General features: G+C 60.1%; 16 protein-coding genes and 1 pseudogene. 14 read left to right on the top strand and 3 right to left on the bottom strand.

Annotation, left to right across the window (positions count from 1 at the left end; translation table 11 throughout):
• Positions 1–300 precede the first annotated feature (300 nt).
• From BZL43_RS13675 to BZL43_RS13640, 8 genes are read left to right on the top strand one after another with little or no spacing between them, the layout of a single operon-like run.
• Complete coding sequence (locus tag BZL43_RS13675; protein ID WP_095632794.1) at positions 301–1,215, top strand: GDP-mannose 4,6-dehydratase; 915 nt, start codon at positions 301–303, stop codon at positions 1,213–1,215.
• Entirely contained in the window at positions 1,212–2,183 is a 972-nt protein-coding gene (gene gmd / locus BZL43_RS13670; protein ID WP_095632793.1) for a GDP-mannose 4,6-dehydratase, read from the top strand. Before BZL43_RS13675 ends, gmd begins: the two co-directional genes overlap by 4 nt.
• Before the next feature lie 3 nt (positions 2,184–2,186).
• Positions 2,187–3,629 (top strand): mannose-1-phosphate guanylyltransferase/mannose-6-phosphate isomerase, encoded by a 1,443-nt coding sequence (locus BZL43_RS13665; RefSeq protein ID WP_095632792.1) that lies wholly within the window; start codon positions 2,187–2,189, stop codon positions 3,627–3,629.
• Positions 3,630–4,427 carry an ABC transporter permease gene (locus BZL43_RS13660; RefSeq protein WP_095632791.1) on the top strand — a complete coding sequence of 266 codons (798 nt, stop codon included), beginning with the start codon at positions 3,630–3,632 and terminating at the stop codon, positions 4,425–4,427.
• On the top strand, positions 4,427–5,680 hold the full coding sequence (locus BZL43_RS13655; RefSeq protein WP_095632790.1) for an ABC transporter ATP-binding protein: 1,254 nt from the start codon (positions 4,427–4,429) through the stop codon (positions 5,678–5,680). Before BZL43_RS13660 ends, BZL43_RS13655 begins: the two co-directional genes overlap by 1 nt.
• Entirely contained in the window at positions 5,677–7,044 is a 1,368-nt protein-coding gene (locus tag BZL43_RS13650) for a glycosyltransferase family 1 protein (protein ID WP_095632789.1), read from the top strand. Before BZL43_RS13655 ends, BZL43_RS13650 begins: the two co-directional genes overlap by 4 nt.
• A complete protein-coding gene (locus BZL43_RS13645) occupies positions 7,028–8,158 on the top strand; it encodes a glycosyltransferase family 1 protein (protein ID WP_095632788.1) in 1,131 nt (376 codons plus the stop codon). Before BZL43_RS13650 ends, BZL43_RS13645 begins: the two co-directional genes overlap by 17 nt.
• On the top strand, positions 8,159–9,289 hold the full coding sequence (locus BZL43_RS13640) for a glycosyltransferase family 4 protein (protein WP_095632787.1): 1,131 nt from the start codon (positions 8,159–8,161) through the stop codon (positions 9,287–9,289). It begins immediately after the preceding gene.
• 190 nt (positions 9,290–9,479) lie between these two features.
• Here the strand turns inward: BZL43_RS13640 and BZL43_RS13635 are convergent.
• The 3 genes and pseudogenes from BZL43_RS13635 to BZL43_RS13625 all read right to left on the bottom strand — a co-directional run.
• Positions 9,480–10,427, bottom strand: a pseudogene (locus BZL43_RS13635) (pyridoxamine 5'-phosphate oxidase family protein); the annotation flags it as partial.
• Positions 10,428–10,490: 63 nt separating this feature from the next.
• Positions 10,491–11,117 (bottom strand): glutathione S-transferase family protein, encoded by a 627-nt coding sequence (locus BZL43_RS13630; protein ID WP_095632785.1) that lies wholly within the window; start codon positions 11,115–11,117, stop codon positions 10,491–10,493.
• A gap of 130 nt (positions 11,118–11,247) precedes the next feature.
• Positions 11,248–12,150, bottom strand: a complete 903-nt coding sequence (locus BZL43_RS13625; protein ID WP_095632784.1) for a LysR family transcriptional regulator — start codon at positions 12,148–12,150, stop codon at positions 11,248–11,250.
• Positions 12,151–12,309: 159 nt separating this feature from the next.
• Here BZL43_RS13625 and BZL43_RS13620 point away from each other — a divergent pair, with 159 nt between their 5' ends.
• The 6 genes from BZL43_RS13620 to BZL43_RS13595 are packed head-to-tail and all read left to right on the top strand — an operon-like array spanning position 12,310 to position 18,048.
• Complete coding sequence (locus BZL43_RS13620) at positions 12,310–12,933, top strand: CDP-alcohol phosphatidyltransferase family protein (RefSeq protein WP_095632783.1); 624 nt, start codon at positions 12,310–12,312, stop codon at positions 12,931–12,933.
• A gap of 39 nt (positions 12,934–12,972) precedes the next feature.
• On the top strand, positions 12,973–14,730 hold the full coding sequence (locus tag BZL43_RS13615) for a bifunctional alpha/beta hydrolase/class I SAM-dependent methyltransferase (RefSeq protein WP_095632782.1): 1,758 nt from the start codon (positions 12,973–12,975) through the stop codon (positions 14,728–14,730).
• A complete protein-coding gene (locus BZL43_RS13610; protein WP_095632781.1) occupies positions 14,727–16,037 on the top strand; it encodes a phosphatase PAP2/dual specificity phosphatase family protein in 1,311 nt (436 codons plus the stop codon). The genes BZL43_RS13615 and BZL43_RS13610 overlap by 4 nt, the downstream gene beginning before the upstream one ends.
• Positions 16,027–16,482 (top strand): hypothetical protein, encoded by a 456-nt coding sequence (locus tag BZL43_RS13605; RefSeq protein WP_095632780.1) that lies wholly within the window; start codon positions 16,027–16,029, stop codon positions 16,480–16,482. Before BZL43_RS13610 ends, BZL43_RS13605 begins: the two co-directional genes overlap by 11 nt.
• Positions 16,483–16,493: 11 nt before the next feature.
• A complete protein-coding gene (locus BZL43_RS13600; RefSeq protein WP_095632779.1) occupies positions 16,494–17,114 on the top strand; it encodes a 1-acyl-sn-glycerol-3-phosphate acyltransferase in 621 nt (206 codons plus the stop codon).
• Between the two features lies 1 nt (position 17,115).
• The gene (locus BZL43_RS13595) at positions 17,116–18,048 is read left to right on the top strand and encodes a phosphatidate cytidylyltransferase (RefSeq protein WP_095632778.1); all 933 of its coding nucleotides are present in this window, start codon (positions 17,116–17,118) and stop codon (positions 18,046–18,048) included.
• Positions 18,049–18,076 lie beyond the last annotated feature (28 nt).

Here is an 18,076-nt window from a genome sequence, read left to right as displayed (position 1 = left end):
GTTTCGCGGCATTGCAGAACAACCCTGCCGAACCCTGGGCGATCGTGACGAGGGGCATTCTAAACACATCCATTAAGGGTTCGTGAACCGCTCGGCGAGAATAAAAAGGCCTGCAAAAACGAGAACTGATCAGTCACGGTGGGACTTATTGAAATTGCTGCGCAATTGGCACAGATTGGCTACCAAACAATTACAACAACGACTTCGCCTGTCTTCCTACGAAGGTTTTTCTTCGGTCTGACAGACTTTTCCTAAAGCCTGTGGGAAGTGGCAGAAGTTCAGCATTGAGGGGACCGCTGATTGAAAAAGCGTCTGTTCGTAACGGGTCTGAGTGGATTCGTAGGACAACATATCCAATCTCGTCTGAAGGCTGATGCCTCGGAATGGGCACTGCTGCCCGCCCCTTCCCGTTACGATCTTGCGCAGCCAGAAAGCCTTGAAGGCCTGTGGCCGCAGATGCCCGATGCGGTCATTCATCTGGCCGGCCAGACTTTCGTCCCCGAAGCCTTTCGTGATCCGGCACGCACGCTGAATATCAACCTGCTGGGCACCCTCAACCTGCTTCAAGCCCTCAAGGCCCGTGGTTTCACCGGTACCTTCCTGTACGTCAGCTCCGGTGATGTCTATGGCCAGGTCAACGAAGCCGATCTGCCCATCACCGAAGGCCAGCCACCCTGCCCGCGCAACCCTTACGCCGTGAGCAAACTCTCGGCCGAATTCCTGAGCCTGCAATGGGGCCTGAGCGAGGGCTGGCCCGTAATGGTCGCGCGCCCGTTCAACCACATCGGCACCGGGCAGAAAGACAGCTTCGCCATCGCCAGCGCTGCGCGGCAGATCAGCCGAATCAAACAAGGCCTGCAAGCAGCGCAACTGGAAGTCGGTGACATCGACGTCACTCGCGATTTCCTCGATGTGGGCGACGTGGTGTCGGCCTACTTCGCCTTGCTGGAAAAAGGCGAGTCAGGACAGGTCTACAACATTTGCTCGGGGCGCGAGCAGAGCATTCGCAGCTTGATCGAACAGCTGGGGGATCTCGCCCGGGTCGATATGCAACTGGTTCAGGACCCGGCGCGTCTTCGCCGGGCGGATCAGCGTCGCGTTTGTGGCAGCCATGCCAAGCTTGCCCAGACCACCGGATGGACGCCTGAAATCACAACACAACAATCCCTGCGGGCGATCCTGTCCGACTGGGAGAAGCGAGTACGACAAGAATGACAAAAAGTGCATTGATCACAGGGATCACCGGTCAGGACGGCGCGTATCTGGCCAAACTGTTGCTCGACAAGGGTTACAAAGTCCACGGCCTGGTGGCGCGGCGCAGCAGCGATTCGCGTTGGCGACTGCGCGAGACCGGGATCGAGGGCGATATCGTCTATCTGGATGGCGACATGGCCGATGCTTGCTCGGTGCAGCGAGCGGTGATCAAGTCAGCGCCGGATGAAATCTATAATCTGGCGGCGCAAAGTTTTGTCGCCGCCTCCTGGGATCAACCGGTGACCACCGGCATCGTCGACGGCCTGGGCGTGACTCACCTGCTCGAAGCGATCCGTCAGTTCAGTCCGCACACCCGTTTCTATCAAGCGTCCACCAGCGAAATGTTCGGTTTGATTCAGGCCGAGCAGCAGGACGAAAGCACACCGTTTTATCCGCGCAGCCCTTACGGCGTGGCCAAGCTCTATGGCCACTGGATCACGGTGAACTATCGCGAAAGTTTCAACCTGCACGCCAGCAGCGGAATCCTGTTCAACCACGAATCACCGCTGCGCGGCATCGAGTTCGTGACCCGTAAAGTCACCGACGCCGCCGCTCGCATCAAACAAGGCAAACAGCAGGAGCTGCGCCTGGGCAACATCGACGCCAAACGCGATTGGGGCTTCGCTGGCGACTATGTCGAAGCCATGTGGCTGATGCTGCAACAGGACACGCCTGACGATTATGTGGTCGCCACCGGCGTAACCACCACCGTGCGCGAAATGTGCCGCATCGCCTTTGAACACATTGGCCTCAACTACCGCGACTACGTGAAGATCGACCCGGCGTTTTTCCGCCCGGCCGAGGTAGAAGTGCTGCTTGGTAACCCGGCCAAGGCCCAGCGCGTACTGGGCTGGAAGCCAAAAACCGATCTGGACACCTTGATCCGCATGATGATGGATGCGGACATGAAACGCGTTGCCAAGGAGTAGGCCATGCTGATTCCCGTGATTCTCTCCGGCGGTGCCGGCACCCGATTGTGGCCGGTGTCTCGCGAAGGCCATCCCAAGCCGTTCATGACCCTGCCCGACGGTCATTCACTGCTGAGTAAAACTTATCGGCGTGCGGCCGGTTTGCTCGATGGCTGGGGCGATATCGTCACGGTGACCAACCGCGACTATTACTTCCAGAGCAAGGATCACTATCAGGAGGCGCGCCTGGAGCGCCATCGCGGGCATTTTCTGCTCGAGCCGACGGGCCGCAACACAGCCCCGGCCATCGCGGCGGCCGCCCTTTCGCTACAAGCCCTGCACGGTGATGAAGCGATCATGGTGGTGATGCCCGCCGACCATCTGATTCTCGATGAAGATGCATTGAAGAGCGCGGTCGAGCATGCCATGACGCTGGCCAAGGCCGGTCATCTGGTGACCTTCGGCGTCGTGCCGACAGCCCCGGAAACCGGCTTCGGCTACATCGAAACCGGTGCCCCGCTGGACGACAAAGGCGCCGCCAAGGTGCAGCGCTTCGTCGAGAAACCCGACCTGCAAACCGCCACGCATTATCTGGAGAGCGGTAATTTCCTGTGGAATTCGGGGATGTTCTGCTTCTCGATCGCCACGCTGCTGGCCGAGTTGCACCTTCACGCCCCCGCATTGCTGGAACAGGCTCGGGCCTGCATGGCGGCCAGTGCGCCGGTGGAAACCGGCGGTTGCCTGCAACAGGAACTGTCACCCACGCACTTCGCCGAAATCACCGACATCTCCATCGACTACGCCTTGATGGAGCGCTCCGACAAGGTGGTCGTGGTGCCAGCCTCTTTCGACTGGAGCGACATTGGTTCCTGGGGCGCCGTGGCGGCATTGGTGCCGGCCGATGCACAGCACAATCGCGCCAGCGGCGAAGCGATCTTCATCGACAGCCACAACAACTTCGTCCAGAGCGAAGACCGATTGGTCGCCGCCGTGGGTGTGGATAACCTGATCATCATCGACACTGCCGATGCCGTGCTGGTGGCCCACGCCGACCGCGCCCAGGATGTGCGGCGGGTGGCCCGGCAACTCAAGGACAAAAAACACGAAGCCTATCGCCTGCACCGCACAGTCAGCCGACCGTGGGGCACGTACACCGTGCTCGAGGAAGGTCCGCGCTTCAAGATCAAACGTATCGTGGTCAAACCCGGGGCCAAGTTGTCGTTGCAGATGCACCACCACCGCAACGAACACTGGGTGGTGGTCGAAGGCATGGCCAAGGTCACCAACAACGGTTCCGGGTCGCACCTGGTAGCCAAAAACGAATCGACGTTCATTGCCGCCGGGCACCGGCACCGTCTGGAAAACCCCGGCGTGATCGACCTGGTGATCATCGAAGTGCAAAGCGGTGAATACCTGGGGGAGGACGATATCGTTCGCTTCGAAGACCAATACGGCAGGACGGTTTGAATGTTGCTTTCCCTGTATCGCTCGCTGTGGAGCTATCGAGGTTTCATCCTCGGTAGCGTCAAGCGAGAGTTTCAAGCGCGTTATCGCAATTCGCTGTTCGGTGCCTTGTGGACCGTGCTCAACCCGCTGTCGATGATCGTCGTCTACACGGTGATTTTTTCCCACATCATGCGCGCACGCTTGCCGGGTGTGGATGATGGCATGGCCTACAGCATCTACCTCTGCGCCGGGTTGCTGACCTGGGGTCTGTTCTCGGAAATCACCCTGCGCAGCCAGAACATGTTTCTGGAAAACGCCAACCTGCTGAAGAAAATCAGCTTCCCCAGAATCTGCCTGCCGGTGATCGTGCTGTTCAATGCCGGCATCAACTTCGCGATCATCATCGCGCTGTTCCTGGGCTTTCTGCTGATCACCGGGCGCTTGCCGGGCATGGCCCTGCTGGCGTTGCTGCCGCTGATGGCATTGCAAGTGATGTTCTGCGCCGGGCTGGGAATGATCCTTGGCGTGCTGAACGTGTTCTTTCGCGATGTCGGGCAACTGTTCGCCATCTGCCTGCAATTCTGGTTCTGGCTGACCCCGATTGTGTACCCGCTGAGCATCCTGCCCGAGTGGGTCCAGCGGCTGTTGCAACTCAACCCGCTGACGAACCTGATGGGCAGTTACCAGAACCTGTTCCTCTACGGCCAATGGCCGGTCTGGAGTTCGCTGCTGCCGATTTTCGTGATCGGCGTGCTGTTCTGCGTGATCGGTCTGCGACTGTTTCGTCAGCGGGTCGGCGAAATGGTGGATGAACTCTGATGGGGCACATATGCGTAACCGGCCTGGGCAAGGCCTACAAGCAATACCCCACACGCTGGAGCCGACTGGCTGAGTGGCTGATTCCGTTTTCGCCGATCCGCCATCGCCAGCACTGGGTGCTGCAAGACGTAGCGTTCGAGATTGCGCCCGGTGAAGCGGTGGGCATTGTCGGGGTCAACGGTGCCGGCAAAAGTACCTTGCTGAAGATGATCACCGGCACCACCCAACCTACCTGTGGGCAGATCCAGCTCGAAGGCCGCGTCGCCGCCCTGCTGGAACTGGGCATGGGGTTTCACCCGGAGTTCACTGGTCGGCAAAACGCGATCATGGCCGGGCAATTGCTGGGTATGCAGGTCGAAGAAATCGAAGCCTTGATGCCCCAGATCGAACATTTCGCGGAAATCGGCGAAGCCATCGACCACCCGGTGCGCACCTACTCCAGCGGCATGCAGATGCGCCTGGCGTTCAGCGTGGCCACCGCGCGGCGCCCGGACATCCTGATCGTCGACGAAGCGCTGTCGGTGGGCGACGCCTACTTCCAGCACAAGAGCTTCGAACGCATCCGCAGTTTTCGCAGGGCCGGCACCACCTTGCTGATCGTGTCCCACGACCGCTCGGCGATTCAGTCGATCTGCGATTCGGCAATTCTTCTGGAGAACGGCCGCATGGCCATGCACGGCAAGCCCGAAGCCGTCATGGACTACTACAACGCCCTGCTCGCCGAGCGCGAAGGCCAGACGGTGCGTCAGGAAATGCTCGCGGATGGCCAGGTGCAAACCGTTTCCGGCACCGGTGAAGCCGGGATTCTCAGCGTGCGCCTGCTCGATGAGCGCGAACGTGCCATCGATGCCGCCGAAGTCGGCCAGCCGGTCGTGCTTGAGGTGCAAGTCGAAGTGCGTCAGGACATCGAACGCCTGGTGCTGGGTTTCATGATCAAGGATCGCCTGGGCCAGGCCATGTACGGCATCAACACCCATCGTCAGGACCTCGCCCTCACCGATCTGCAGGCCGGCGAGCGGCTGACCTACCGCTTCGCCTTCGTCATGGGCCTGGGCAAAGGCAATTATTCCGTGGCCCTGAGCCTGTCGCGACTGGACTCGCACCTGGACCGCAATTTCGAGTGGCGCGACTACGGCCTGGTGTTCCATGTGATCAACAACCGACACGAAGACTTCGTCGGCTGTTCGTGGCTGGGGGCGAAAACCACCATCACTCGCGCGGCTGAATCGATTGTTTCGGAGAACACGCCATGACCCGTCTCCTGGTGGAATGCACGTACGTATTCCAGCACCCCAAGGTCAATTCGGGCATTCAGCGAGTGGTGCGCAACGTCATCAACCAGTTGCCTGAACGCGTCGATGGCGTTGAGTGCATCCCGGTGGTGATGCTCAAGGGCAAGCTCTACCGGGTGCTGAAACTGAGCCCTTCGGGCATCCCCTTTTTCAATGGGCTGATGGAATTCGGTGGGCGTCTTGAGCGATTGGCCCATCGTTTCTGGCAACTGCACCAGCGTCTCGACAAACGCTGCACCTCGCGATGGACCCGGCGCGCGCTGTACGCGGCTTACCGCCTCACGGCGCTGGCGGGTTTCAGCGTACCGCTGCGCCTGATTGACCGGATCAATCACTATTACCTACCCAAACGATGCTCGCCGCTGCAGCATCAACCGGGCGACCAACTGGTGTTGCTGGATTCGTCCTGGCACGCCGATTTCTTCCCGCTGGCCGAACAACTCAAACGCGAAGGCGTGGGCATTGTCTCGGTGATCTACGACCTGATTCCCCTGACCCACCCGCAGTTCTACGACACGCGACTGGTGCAGATTTTCAACGAATGGTTCGACTGGATCGCCAAAACCGCCGACGGCTACGTGGCGATTTCTGCCACGGTGCGCGATCAGGTGCGCGATGAATTGCATCGTCGCGTCGGCCCTGCCAAAGCCGACACCTTGTGGTTCGACTACTTCCATCTGGGCTCCGAACTGGACCTGCGTGAAGAAACCGCCGCTGTCGAAACACGCCTGACCCGGCTGTTCGATACCCCGGAACCGGTGTTCCTGATGGTCAGCACCATCGAGCCGCGCAAGAACCACGACTACTTGCTGGACGCCTTCGAACTCGCCTGGGCCGCAGGTTCCACTGCCCGACTGTGCATCGCCGGGCGCATTGGCTGGAAATGCGATGCCCTGCTCGCCCGGGTACGCAATCACCCGCAGCTGAACAAGCGCCTGTTCATGTTTAACGACCTGAGCGACACCAGCCTCGAACATGCCTATTCCCACGCCAGCGCGCTGGTGTTTCCGTCCTACGTCGAAGGCTTCGGCTTGCCACTGGTGGAAGCCATGCAACGCGGTTTGCCGGCCATGGGCAGCGACATTCCGGTCTTCCGTGAAATAGGCGGCGAATTCATGGCCTACTTCGACCTGGCCGAACCACAGAACCTGGCCGATCTGGTTGCCCGATTCGAGAGCAGCAAACAATTCCCGGCCGCCCGCGATGTGGCGGACTGGCGCTGGATCGGCTGGCGGGAAGCCAGTGCGCAACTGGCCGAGCGAACCCTGCGCAACCTGGTGGAAACACCCGCAGAGCAAGAGAGGCAACATGCGAATTGCCCTTAATGCCCGAATCCTCCAGGCCCCGCGCACCGGTATCGGCCATTACGTCGCCGAACTGGTGAATGCCCTGGCCGGCGAGCCGGATGTCGAGTTGTCGCTGTTCCATGGCTGGGGCTGGAGTTCTTCGCTACCCGAGGCCGCCATGCCGGGCTACTCGCGACTGACGCCATTGCTGCGGCAGATACCGGGGGCGTATCAGGCTCGACGCTGGCTGGCGCAGAAGCGCTTTGATCAAGGCCGCACGCAGGCAATCGACCTTTATCACGAACCCAGTCTGTGGCCGTTGTCGTTCGACGGCCCGACGGTCATCACCTTGCATGACCTGACGCACCTGCACTATCCCGAGACGCAACCACCGGCACGCCTGCGAGAAATCGAGCGGCGACTGGCCGATGGCGTGCAACAGGCGCAGCTGATTCTTACCGACTCGCAGTACATTGCCGACGAGGCTCAAGCCTGTTTCGCACTGCCGGCCGAGCGTTTTGTAGTCGCCCCGCTGGGCGTGGCGGCACGTTTCCACCCACGCGAGCCTGAGGCCATCGATGCGATGCTCAAGGCCCACGGGGTCGAGATGCGGGATTATTTTCTCTGCGTAGGCACCCTGGAACCCCGCAAGAACCTGACGCTGGCCCTGCGCGCCCACGCCCAACTTCCGGAAGCATTGCGTCAGCGCTTTCCACTGTTGATCGTGGGCATGGCTGGCTGGCAGCGCGAACACTTCAACGATGAGCTGCACCAGGCATTGGCCAATGGTCATGTGTGTTTGCTCGGTTACCTGCCCGACGAGCAGGTCGCGCAGCTGTTGGCCGGCGCCCGGGCGCTGATTTTCCCGTCGCGCTATGAAGGCTTCGGCCTACCCGTGCTGGAGGCCATGGCCAGCGGCACGCCGGTCATCCTGACCCGACGTTCGGCCATGCCTGAAGTCGCAGGCGTTGCGGGCAACTATATTGAACCCGACGATCCAGACGGCCTGCGCGATGCCATGCGCCGGCTGATCGACGATCAAACACATTGGCAGGCATGCCGAAAAGCCGGATTGCAGCAGGCAAGGCTTTTTTCCTGGGAGCGTTGCGCGAAGATCACTGCTCGCGCCTACCGCCAGGCCATGGGAGGTTGAATGCGAGTTCTTCATTTTTTCAAGACGTACCTGCCTGACTCCGTCGGCGGGATCGAGCAAGTGATCTTCCAGTTGTGTGAAAGCGGCGCCCAGCATGGCATTGAAAGTCAGGTGCTGACCCTCAGTGCCGATCCGACACCGCCGGTGGTGCAACTCGGGCAGCACGAAGTCCATCGGGCCAAACTCGACATTCAGTTCGCCTCCACAGGCTTTTCTTACAGCGTCTTCAAACAATTTCGCGAAATGGCTGCTGAGGCTGACGTGGTCAATTACCACTTCCCGTGGCCGTTCATGGACCTGGTGCATTTTTCTGCCGCCACAAACAAACCCAGCGTAGTCACCTACCACTCGGACATCATTCGTCAAAAGCACCTGCTCAAACTTTACCGGCCTCTGATGAACCGCTTCCTTGCCAGCGCTGACCGGATCGTCGCCGCATCCCCCAACTATCTGCACACCAGTGATGTGTTGCAGCAGTTTCGGGACAAGACCCGCGTCATTCCCTATGGCCTGAACAAAGCCGGTTATCCACAGGCCGATAACGAACGCATGAACCATTGGCGGCAAACACTTGGGGATAAGTTTTTTCTGTTTGTGGGCGTGATGCGCTATTACAAAGGCCTGCACATTCTGCTCGACGCCTTGAAAGACGTGGATTACCCGGTGGTAATCGTTGGTGCCGGGCCGCTGGAAGCCGAACTGCACGCCCAGGCCGCAGCGTTGGGTTTGCGCAATATTCACTTTCTGGGGCGTCTTGGCGACGAAGACAAAGTCGCGCTGCTGCAACTGAGTTACGCCATCGTATTTCCCTCGCACCTGCGCTCCGAAGCGTTCGGCATCTCGCTGCTCGAAGGTGCGATGTACGGCAAACCGATGATCTCCAGCGAAATCGGCACCGGCACCAGCTACATCAACATCCACAACGAAACCGGGCTGGTGGTGCCGCCGAGTCATCCACAGGCGTTCCGTGAAGCCATGCGCACTCTGTGGGAAAACCCGACGCTTGCGGCCGAAATGGGCGTGAAGGCAGAGGCGCGTTATCGGCAGTTGTTCACGGCGGAAGAAATGGGCCGCAAGTGGACGACGTTGTACGAAGAACTGCTGGAAGAAAAATCCCTGTCCTACGCCTGAACCTGCGGGCCCGGGCTTTTGTGGGGAGGGGGCTTGTCGGAGCGCCGCATCGCCCCGTTGGGCTGCGAAGCGGCCCCAAAATCTCTGATGTACCAAAGATTTTGTGAGTGCTACGCACTCAAACGGGGGCAAGCCCCCTCGCCACAGGTCGCTCCTACAGTGGATTTTCTGGGTTACCGCTCCGGCTTGGGCTTCGCAGGCGTGCATTCGCCTGCGCCCAGGTCCCGGTCAGCAAACTGGTGGGTGACACGCCGTCAAAGCGCCAGCGCAAGGCCAGCGCCGCGGGCCGTCGCACCATGCACTGCACCTCGAATGTCCACAACCGCTCGGCCCCTTGGAAGGCTTCGACTTGCGGGCCTTCGAGGATGATTTGCGTGCGACCGGTGAGGTGCAGCAAGTCACCGGAATCGAAATCGATGAACAGCAATCCGGCTCGAGGATTGACCAGCAGATTGCCCAACGTATTGAAGAACAGGTTGCCGGCGAAGTCCGGGATGGTCAGTCGATTGCCCTCTACCTGGACGAAACCGGCCTGGCCGCCCCGATGAGAAACGTCCACCGAGCGTTGGCCATCGACGTCCACATAACTGGCGACAAAGAAGGTGTCAGCGCCGGCGATCATGGCTTTGGCCGCCTCATCCAGCCCGTTGAGGTGCTGCGCGACACGGGCCGACGGATCCGCCAAGGGCACCGAGTGAAACTGGCGCAATTGAATGTATTTCGGGCAATTGCCGAAAGATTGCTGCACCGTCACTTCGAAGCCGCTCGCCGTCATAGCGCCAACTCGGCCATTGAGACGGTTGCGACGTCGCGTGTGCAGCTCAATACCGAGCAGACCGATCGCCATTCCGTCTTGCAATGGCGCAGGGTCGTCGTGACCAGGCAGGCTGGCGAACTGCAACAGCGCAGGCTCTGGAGACTGGGCAAAACCTGGCGCGCCTTCCAGAATGCTGGCCCAAGGGTTGCCGTCAGCATCCACCGCGCCGTACAGCATGAACGGCAGTTGCTGATAGAAGGTGCGGTGCTGATCCGGCATCTCGCTGCGAATCACCCTACGACCTAATTCGTCCATGCGCTCGGCGACACCCACACGAGCCTGCAACTGTTTCTCGCCTGCGTGCCAAGGTGAACGCTCCATAACGGCTTCTCCCCTGCGCTGATCGCGCATCAAGAACAGCCCGAATCAATCGGGCCGTGAACATCAGGCAGTTGTTTGCAAACCGGCGACGGTGCGTGGCATGCCGACAAACCCCGGCAAGGCTTCAACCCGTGTCAGCCAGGCACGGATGTTGGGGTAGTCATCCAGCGACACATTGCCTTCCGGGGCATGGGCGATGTAGCTGTACGCAGCGATGTCGGCGATAGTCGGCTCGCCACTGGCCAGATAGGGCGTTGCGCCCAGTTCCTGATCGATCACTTTGAGCCAGCTGTGGGCGTAAGCGATCACCTCTTGCGCGTTGTAAAGCGCACCAAATACGGTGATCAGCCTTGCCCTGCCCGGCCCGAAAGCAATTGGCCCGGCGGCGACCGACAACCAGCGTTGAACCTTGGCCGCACCGACCGGGTCGGTTGGCAGCCAGCGACCCTCGCCGTATTTCAGCGCAAGGTAGACCAGGATCGCGTTGGAATCGGCCAGCACCACGCCTTGATCATCAATCACTGGCACCTGCCCAAACGGGTTGAGCGTCAGAAAATCCGCTTGCTTGTGGGCGCCCTTGGCCAAATCGACGAAGATCAGCTCGGTCGGCAGTTGCAACAAAGACAGCATCAGCTCCACACGGTGAGCGTGGCCAGAGCGGGGGAAGTTGTAGAGTTTGATCGCTTGCATGGTCGACTCCGCTGGGTGGTGGCGCCGTCCAGGAAGATCAGCGCCGATAGGGGGCCATCTTCCATCCGCAACCAAAACAACAGAATAACCAGCAAACGCAATCCATTATTTCAGCCCGTGCAATAACCCTTCAGCCAAGCAGGCCCGGGTGTTCGCGCAGTACGTTCACCGCGAAGTCCACAAAACTACGGACCCGCGCCGGGGCTTTGCGCCCACCCTGGTAGACCACATGAATGGGCAATGGCGGCAGTTCGAAGTCAGCCAGAACGATTTCCAGCTCACCGGCCGCGACTTTGCTCGCCACTTGATACGACAGCACTCGGGTCAGTCCCAGCCCCATGGCGGCAGCCGTGATAGCCGCCTGATTGGCAGTGACCACAAGACGCGGTTCCAGACGAACACTGATCGGCTCTCCCGCGTCAATGAACGGCCAGCTTCTGTGCTGACCGATGGACGAGGTCGCGATGATCGGGCCTGCGCTTAAATCTGCAGGATGCCGGGGCCGACCATGATCGCCCAGGAATCCAGGGGAGGCGCAGATCACCCGCCGCACTTCGCCCACGCGAATTGCATGTTGATTGCTGTCCGGTAACTCACCGATGCGCACAGCCACATCAATGCCCTCCTCGACCATGCTCACCACCCGGTCGACCAGTAGAGCGTTGATGCTGACTTCAGGAAATTGAGACAAGTAACCGACCATGAGCGGCGTAACGAACAAATCACCGAACAACACCGGCGCCGTGATCGTCAATTGCCCACGGGGTTGGGCGTGGCTCCCGGCCGCCGAATCCTCCGCTTCCTGCACCTCGGTGAGAATTCTCCGACAATCCTCCAGATAACGCTGACCCGCCTCACTCAAATGCACACTGCGGGTGGTACGTGTCAGCAGTTGAGTGCCAATGCGTTTTTCCAGCGCCGCCACAGCGCGGGTGACACTGGCCGCCGACATTCCCAAACGCCGCGCCGCCGTCGAGAAGCCTTGTTCCTGGGCGACGGTAGCGAAGACTTGCATTTCCTGGAAGCGGTCCATGGATTAACTCCTGAGCACTGAAAAACGCGAGGCCGATGTTTCCCGATTGGACCTGGATATCGCTGGAAGAGGATGAGCCGTGCAGTTTTAATGGCATTCTGATTATTGTGACGTATAACCCTGAACGTTCACGCTTTCAATTGCTGAGACCGTATCCAGATGCCCTCCATCTACCAACTTAAACCTGCCTTCCAGAATCTGTTGCGACCGCTGGTTCAGCGACTGTTCGATAACGGCACCACCGCCAATCAAATTACCGTGCTGGCCGGCGTCATTTCGGTTGTGACGGGCGTCGGGATTGCTTGCTTCGCCCATCACCTGTGGGTTTTTCTGCTGATTCCCGTGTGGATGATCCTGCGGATGGCGCTGAACGCCATCGACGGCATGCTGGCCCGGGAATTCGGCCAACAGTCGCGCCTCGGCGCCTATCTTAATGAACTGTGCGATATCGTTGCCGACAGCGCGCTGATCCTGCCTTTCGCCCTGATTCCCGACGTGAGCGTGTTGATTGTGCTGTTGGTCACGCTGCTGGCATTGTTCAGCGAATACAGCGGCGTCCTCGGGCCGATGGTCGGCGCATCGCGGCGATATGACGGCCCGATGGGCAAGAGCGATCGCGCGTTTGCACTGGGCGCCTTGGCCACCGGCATTGCCATCGGCTGGATCAACGCGTTGTGGATTAACGTTGTGTTTGCGGTGGTCGCCGTCCTGCTGGCTTACACCTTGGTCAACCGGGTCCGCCTGGGCCTGAAAGAAGTGCAGGAAAACGCTCCCTCGGCATAAAGCCTCAGCGTAAGGCTCCTCAAGCATAAGGAAAGTGCAATGCGTGAAACTCAGAATAAGACCTTCACTACCCACGACGGCGTTGAACTGTTCTACCGCCATTGGCCGGCCACGGCGGGTAATTCGGGCGAACCGCGCAAGGCAGTGCTGCTGTTTCATCGCGGCCATGAACACTCGGGGCGTATCGCTCACTTGGTGGATGAACTGGACCTGCCAGCGTTCGACTTCTTTGCCTGGGACGCCCGCGGTCATGGTCAATCGCCGGGCGCTCGCGGCGACAGCCCGAGTTTCGCCACCAGCGTGCGGGACGTGCAGACCTTTTGCGATCACCTGAACGCGACCCACCAGATCGATGAAGAGAACATGGCCGTGATCGCCCAGAGCGTCGGCGCGGTGATTGCCTCGACCTGGGTCCACGACTATGCACCGCGCATCCGCTCGCTGGTGCTCGCGTCGCCCGCATTCAAGGTCAAGCTATACGTCCCTTTCGCTCGTCCGGGCCTGGCGCTGATGCGCAAGTTTCGCGGCAACTTTTTCGTCAACAGCTACGTCAAGGCCAAGTTCCTCAGCCACGACCCGGAACGCGTCGCCTCTTACGATAGCGATCCGCTGATCACCAAGGCGATTTCAGTGAATGTGCTGCTCGGCTTGTATGAAGCCGCCGACCGTGTGGTGGCCGATGCGCAGGCGATTCAAGTGCCGACCCAACTGCTGATTTCCGGCTCGGACTTTGTGGTCCACCGCAAACCCCAGGAACAGTTTTTCGAACGCTTGGGCAGCCTGAAAAAGGAAAAACACATTCTCCCGGGTTTCTACCACGACACGCTTGGGGAACGTGATCGCGCCGTGGCCGTAGCCAGCGCCAAACGCTTTATCCTGCAAAACTTTGAATACCCGCTGGACCGCGCCTCGCTGCTCAATGCCGACAAGATCGGCCTAACCTGCGCGGAATCCGAATCCCTCGCTGCCCCGCTGCCGCACAACTCGATGCGCGACCTGTACTGGCGCATGACCCGCGCCAGCATGCGCCTGGGCAGCCGACTGTCCGACGGGGTAAAGCTGGGCTTCGACACCGGTTTCGACTCCGGCAGCACTCTGGATTACGTGTACCGCAACCAGCCCACCGGCAAGGGCGGGCTCGGGCGGATGATTGATCAAAATTACCTGAATTCCATTGGCTGGCGCGGCATTCGCCAGCGCAAACTCAACGTCGAAGAGTTGCTGCGCCTGACCATGGCCAAGCTGCGTGAAGAAGGCCGACCGGTGCGCATCGTCGACATCGCCGCCGGTCACGGCCGCTACATTCTTGAAGCCTTGCAAGGCGTCAGCCCGCTACCGGAATCGATACTGTTGCGCGATTACAGCGACATCAATGTGCGTGACGGTGGTGCGCTGATTCGTGATAAGGGCCTTGGAGACATCGCGCAGTTCGTGAAAGGCGACGCGTTCGACCGCGCCGACCTGGCGGCACTGGACCCAAAGCCGACACTGGCGGTTGTGTCCGGGTTGTATGAACTGTTTGCCGACAATGCACTGGTCGGCGGCTCTCTGGCGGGCCTGGCGGAGGCCGTGGAGCCCGGTGGCTATCTGGTCTACACCGGTCAACCCTGGCACCCGCAACTGGAACTGATCGCCCGCGTCCTCACCAGCCACCGTCAAGGCCAGGCGTGGGTGATGCGTCGGCGCAGCCAGGCGGAAATGGATCAACTGGTGGAAGCAGCGGGTTTTCGCAAAATCACCCAGCGAGTGGATGAATGGGGGATCTTCACCGTGTCCCTCGCGCAACGGGTGCAATGATGGGGGCTGCCCCGAGAGAGCCGGGTTTGCTGAAGCCCGCCGTGCTCTGGTTGCTGGTGCTGGCACCGCTGTTTTTCGCCAGCTACGGCTTTGCCACGTGGGTCACGGCCCAGCGCAGCGATGTCGCCACCTTCGTTTTCGATTGGGAAAGCGCCATGCCCTTCTGGGCCTGGACCATCGTCCCCTACTGGACGATTGATCTGCTGTACGGTTTTTCGCTGCTGCTGCCCGATAGTCGCCATGAACTCAAGCGCCACGCCTTGCGCCTGCTGAGTGCTCAAGTGATCTCTATCAGTTGTTTCCTGTTATGGCCGCTGCGCTTCACCTTCGAACGGCCTGAACTGGATGGAGTGTTCGGCTGGCTGTTCGCGGTGCTGGCCGGGTTCGACAAGCCGTTCAATCAGGCGCCGTCGCTGCACATCGCCCTGCTGGTGATTTTGTGGGTCATGTACCAACGGCACTCTCAAGGGCTGTGGCGCTGGCTGGTACACGGCTGGTTCGCATTGATCGGGATTTCGGTGCTGACCACTTATCAACATCACTTTATCGACTTACCTACAGGCGCCCTCGCCGGCTGGCTGTGCGTGTGGTTGTGGCCACTGGATCGGCCTAGCCCCTTGAGTAGCCTGCGGTTGGCCAAGGACCCGAAACGCTGGCGCCTGGCCCTGCGTTATGGCATCGGCGCGGCGATATTCGCCATTCCAGCCTTTGGCCTGGGCGGCGGATGGCTGTGGCTGATCTGGCCCTCCGTGGCGTTGCTGTTGGTGGCGCTCAACTACACGCTGCTGGACGCCGCCGGGTTTCAGAAACGCGCTGACGGCCGCCTTAGCCCGGCCGCCCGTTGGTTATTTGCGCCCTACGTGGCAGCGGCGTGGATCAACTCACGGCTTTGGACCCGTAAACATCCGCAACCCAATGAGGTTGTGGATAACGTTTGGCTCGGCAGGCTTCCCGACGCTGAGCAATTGGCGCCGTTCAAAGCTGTGGTTGATCTATGCGCTGAGCTGCCGCTCAACCCGAGAGGCCGCGCCTATCAAAGCGTTCCGATACTCGACCTAACCACACCCAGCGCGGAGCAATGTCTTGCCGCCGCTCAGGCCATTGAACATCTGCGCAAGCAAGGTCCCTTGCTGGTCTGCTGCGCTTTGGGCTATTCACGCAGCGCCACCGCTATCGCGGCCTGGTTGCTGCACAGCGGTCGAGCGGCCACTGTCGATGCCGCCGTGGCGATGATCCAGGCCGCACGCCCGCAAGTGGTGCTACATCCGGCCCATCGCCAAGCCTTGGAGAACGCCTATGCCGGTTGATATGGAACTGCACGTGGTCGCCAGCCTGCTGCGCCAGGGCCGCGCCCTAGATCAGTTATCCACAGGGCTGACCTTGCTGGGGGTGTTGTTCGGCCTGCTGCAACTGCTGCTGATCACCCCGACGGCGCCGTTCTTGATCCTCAGCGCCTGGCTGATCATCCTCGGGCTATGGCAAAAATACTGGGCGCTGCGGGTGGCCTTCGACGCTGACCTGTTTACTCTGATAGCCCGCGACGCTGACGCTTTGTCAGATCGCACTCAAGCCCTCGATCAGGCCCTGCAAAACCTCAGCCTGCAACCGGCCAGCCGTGCCGGTCGGCCCTGGACCGAACGTCAGCGCGGGGGGCTTAAACTGCTGCGCAAACAGGCGGTCCTGCTGGCCGCCCAAGTGCTGGCACCCTTGGCTGTCATTCTGGCCAGTCCTTGGCTGCCCTTCGCTGGATAAGGAAATCATTAATGTTCGAACCTTTGGTCGCCTTCCTCATCACCTCCATAGCCCGAACCGTTACTGGCGCTCGCAGCCTGTGGATGGGTTGCGCGCCGAATCCCGTGCAGCGCATTTATTTTGCCAACCACAGCAGCCACGGCGACTTCGTGCTGCTTTGGGCCTCGCTGCCTTCCACCCTGCGCAAACTTACACGACCGGTGGCCGGCAGCGACTATTGGAATAAGAGCGCCTTACGCCGTTACATCATCAGCCGGGTGTTCAACGGCGTGCTAATCGACCGCGAGCGCAAGAACCCTGTGGATAACCCTTTGCAGCCCATGCTCGATGCCCTGGAGAACGGTTATTCGTTGATCATCTTTCCTGAAGGCACGCGCAATCTGGAAGAGGGTTTGCTGCCGTTCAAAAGCGGCCTGTACCACTTGGCAAAACGTTACCCACAGGCCCAGGTGATTCCGGTGTGGATCGCCAACCTCAATCGAGTCATGCCCAAGGGACGAGTGCTGCCACTGCCGCTGTTGTGTACCACCAGTTTCGGCGCGCCCCTGCACCTGACCGAAGGCGAGAGCAAAGAGCAGTTCCTTTCACGCAGCCGCGACGCACTGCTGGCCCTCGCCCCGGAGCATTCCTGACATGGATAGACAAACCCTGATGCTGTTCGGCGGGATCGGCATGATCCTGGTGCTGGCCTCACTGATTGGCCTGATTCTCAAACTGCGCACCCGGGGCACGCCCAATGCAGTCATCGAGAACCTCAACGCCCGCATCAACGCCTGGTGGGTGATGGTGGTGGTGATCGGCGTCGCTTTTTGGCTGGGCACCGGCGCGGTGATCCTGCTGTTTTACGCAGTATCGTTCTATGCGCTACGCGAATTCCTCACCCTCATGCCCACCCGACGCAGCGACTACCCGGCGCTGGTAGCCGCGTTTTATCTGGCATTGCCACTGCAATATCTGCTGATCTATTCCGATTGGTACGGACTTTTCTCGATCTTTATTCCGGTGTACGTATTTTTGCTCCTGCCAATTCTTGCGTCTCTCGGTGGCGACAGCACGCACTTCCTCGAGCGGGCGTCGAAAGTGCAATGGGGCTTAATGATCGCGGTGTTCTGCGTGTCGTTCGTGCCCGCTCTGCTGACCCTGGACATCGTCGGTTACGAAGGCCGAAACCTGCTGCTGATCGCGTATCTGGTGATCGTGGTGCAGCTGTCAGACGTGCTGCAGTACGTCTGCGGCAAGTTGTTCGGCAAACACAAGATCGCGCCTACTTTGTCGCCATCGAAAACCGTTGAGGGCTTTGTTGGCGGCGTTCTGCTGTCCTCGCTGATTGGTGCAGCCTTGTGGTGGACCACGCCATTCAACCCGTGGCAGTCGTTCTTTATTGCGCTGCTGATCAACCTGCTGGGGTTTGCCGGCGGCATCGTGATGTCGGCAATCAAGCGTGACCGGGGCGTGAAGGATTGGGGACACATGATCGAAGGCCACGGCGGGATGCTGGATCGATTGGATTCAGTGTGTTTTGCGGCACCGATCTTCTTTCATCTTGTGCGGTATTGGTGGACTTGAAATAGCTGACCTTTTTCAAAAAAAGACC

Source organism: Pseudomonas sp. PICF141, from assembly GCF_002286815.1.
Lineage (GTDB): Bacteria > Pseudomonadota > Gammaproteobacteria > Pseudomonadales > Pseudomonadaceae > Aquipseudomonas.
This window is presented reverse-complemented; position numbering and strand designations above follow the sequence as displayed.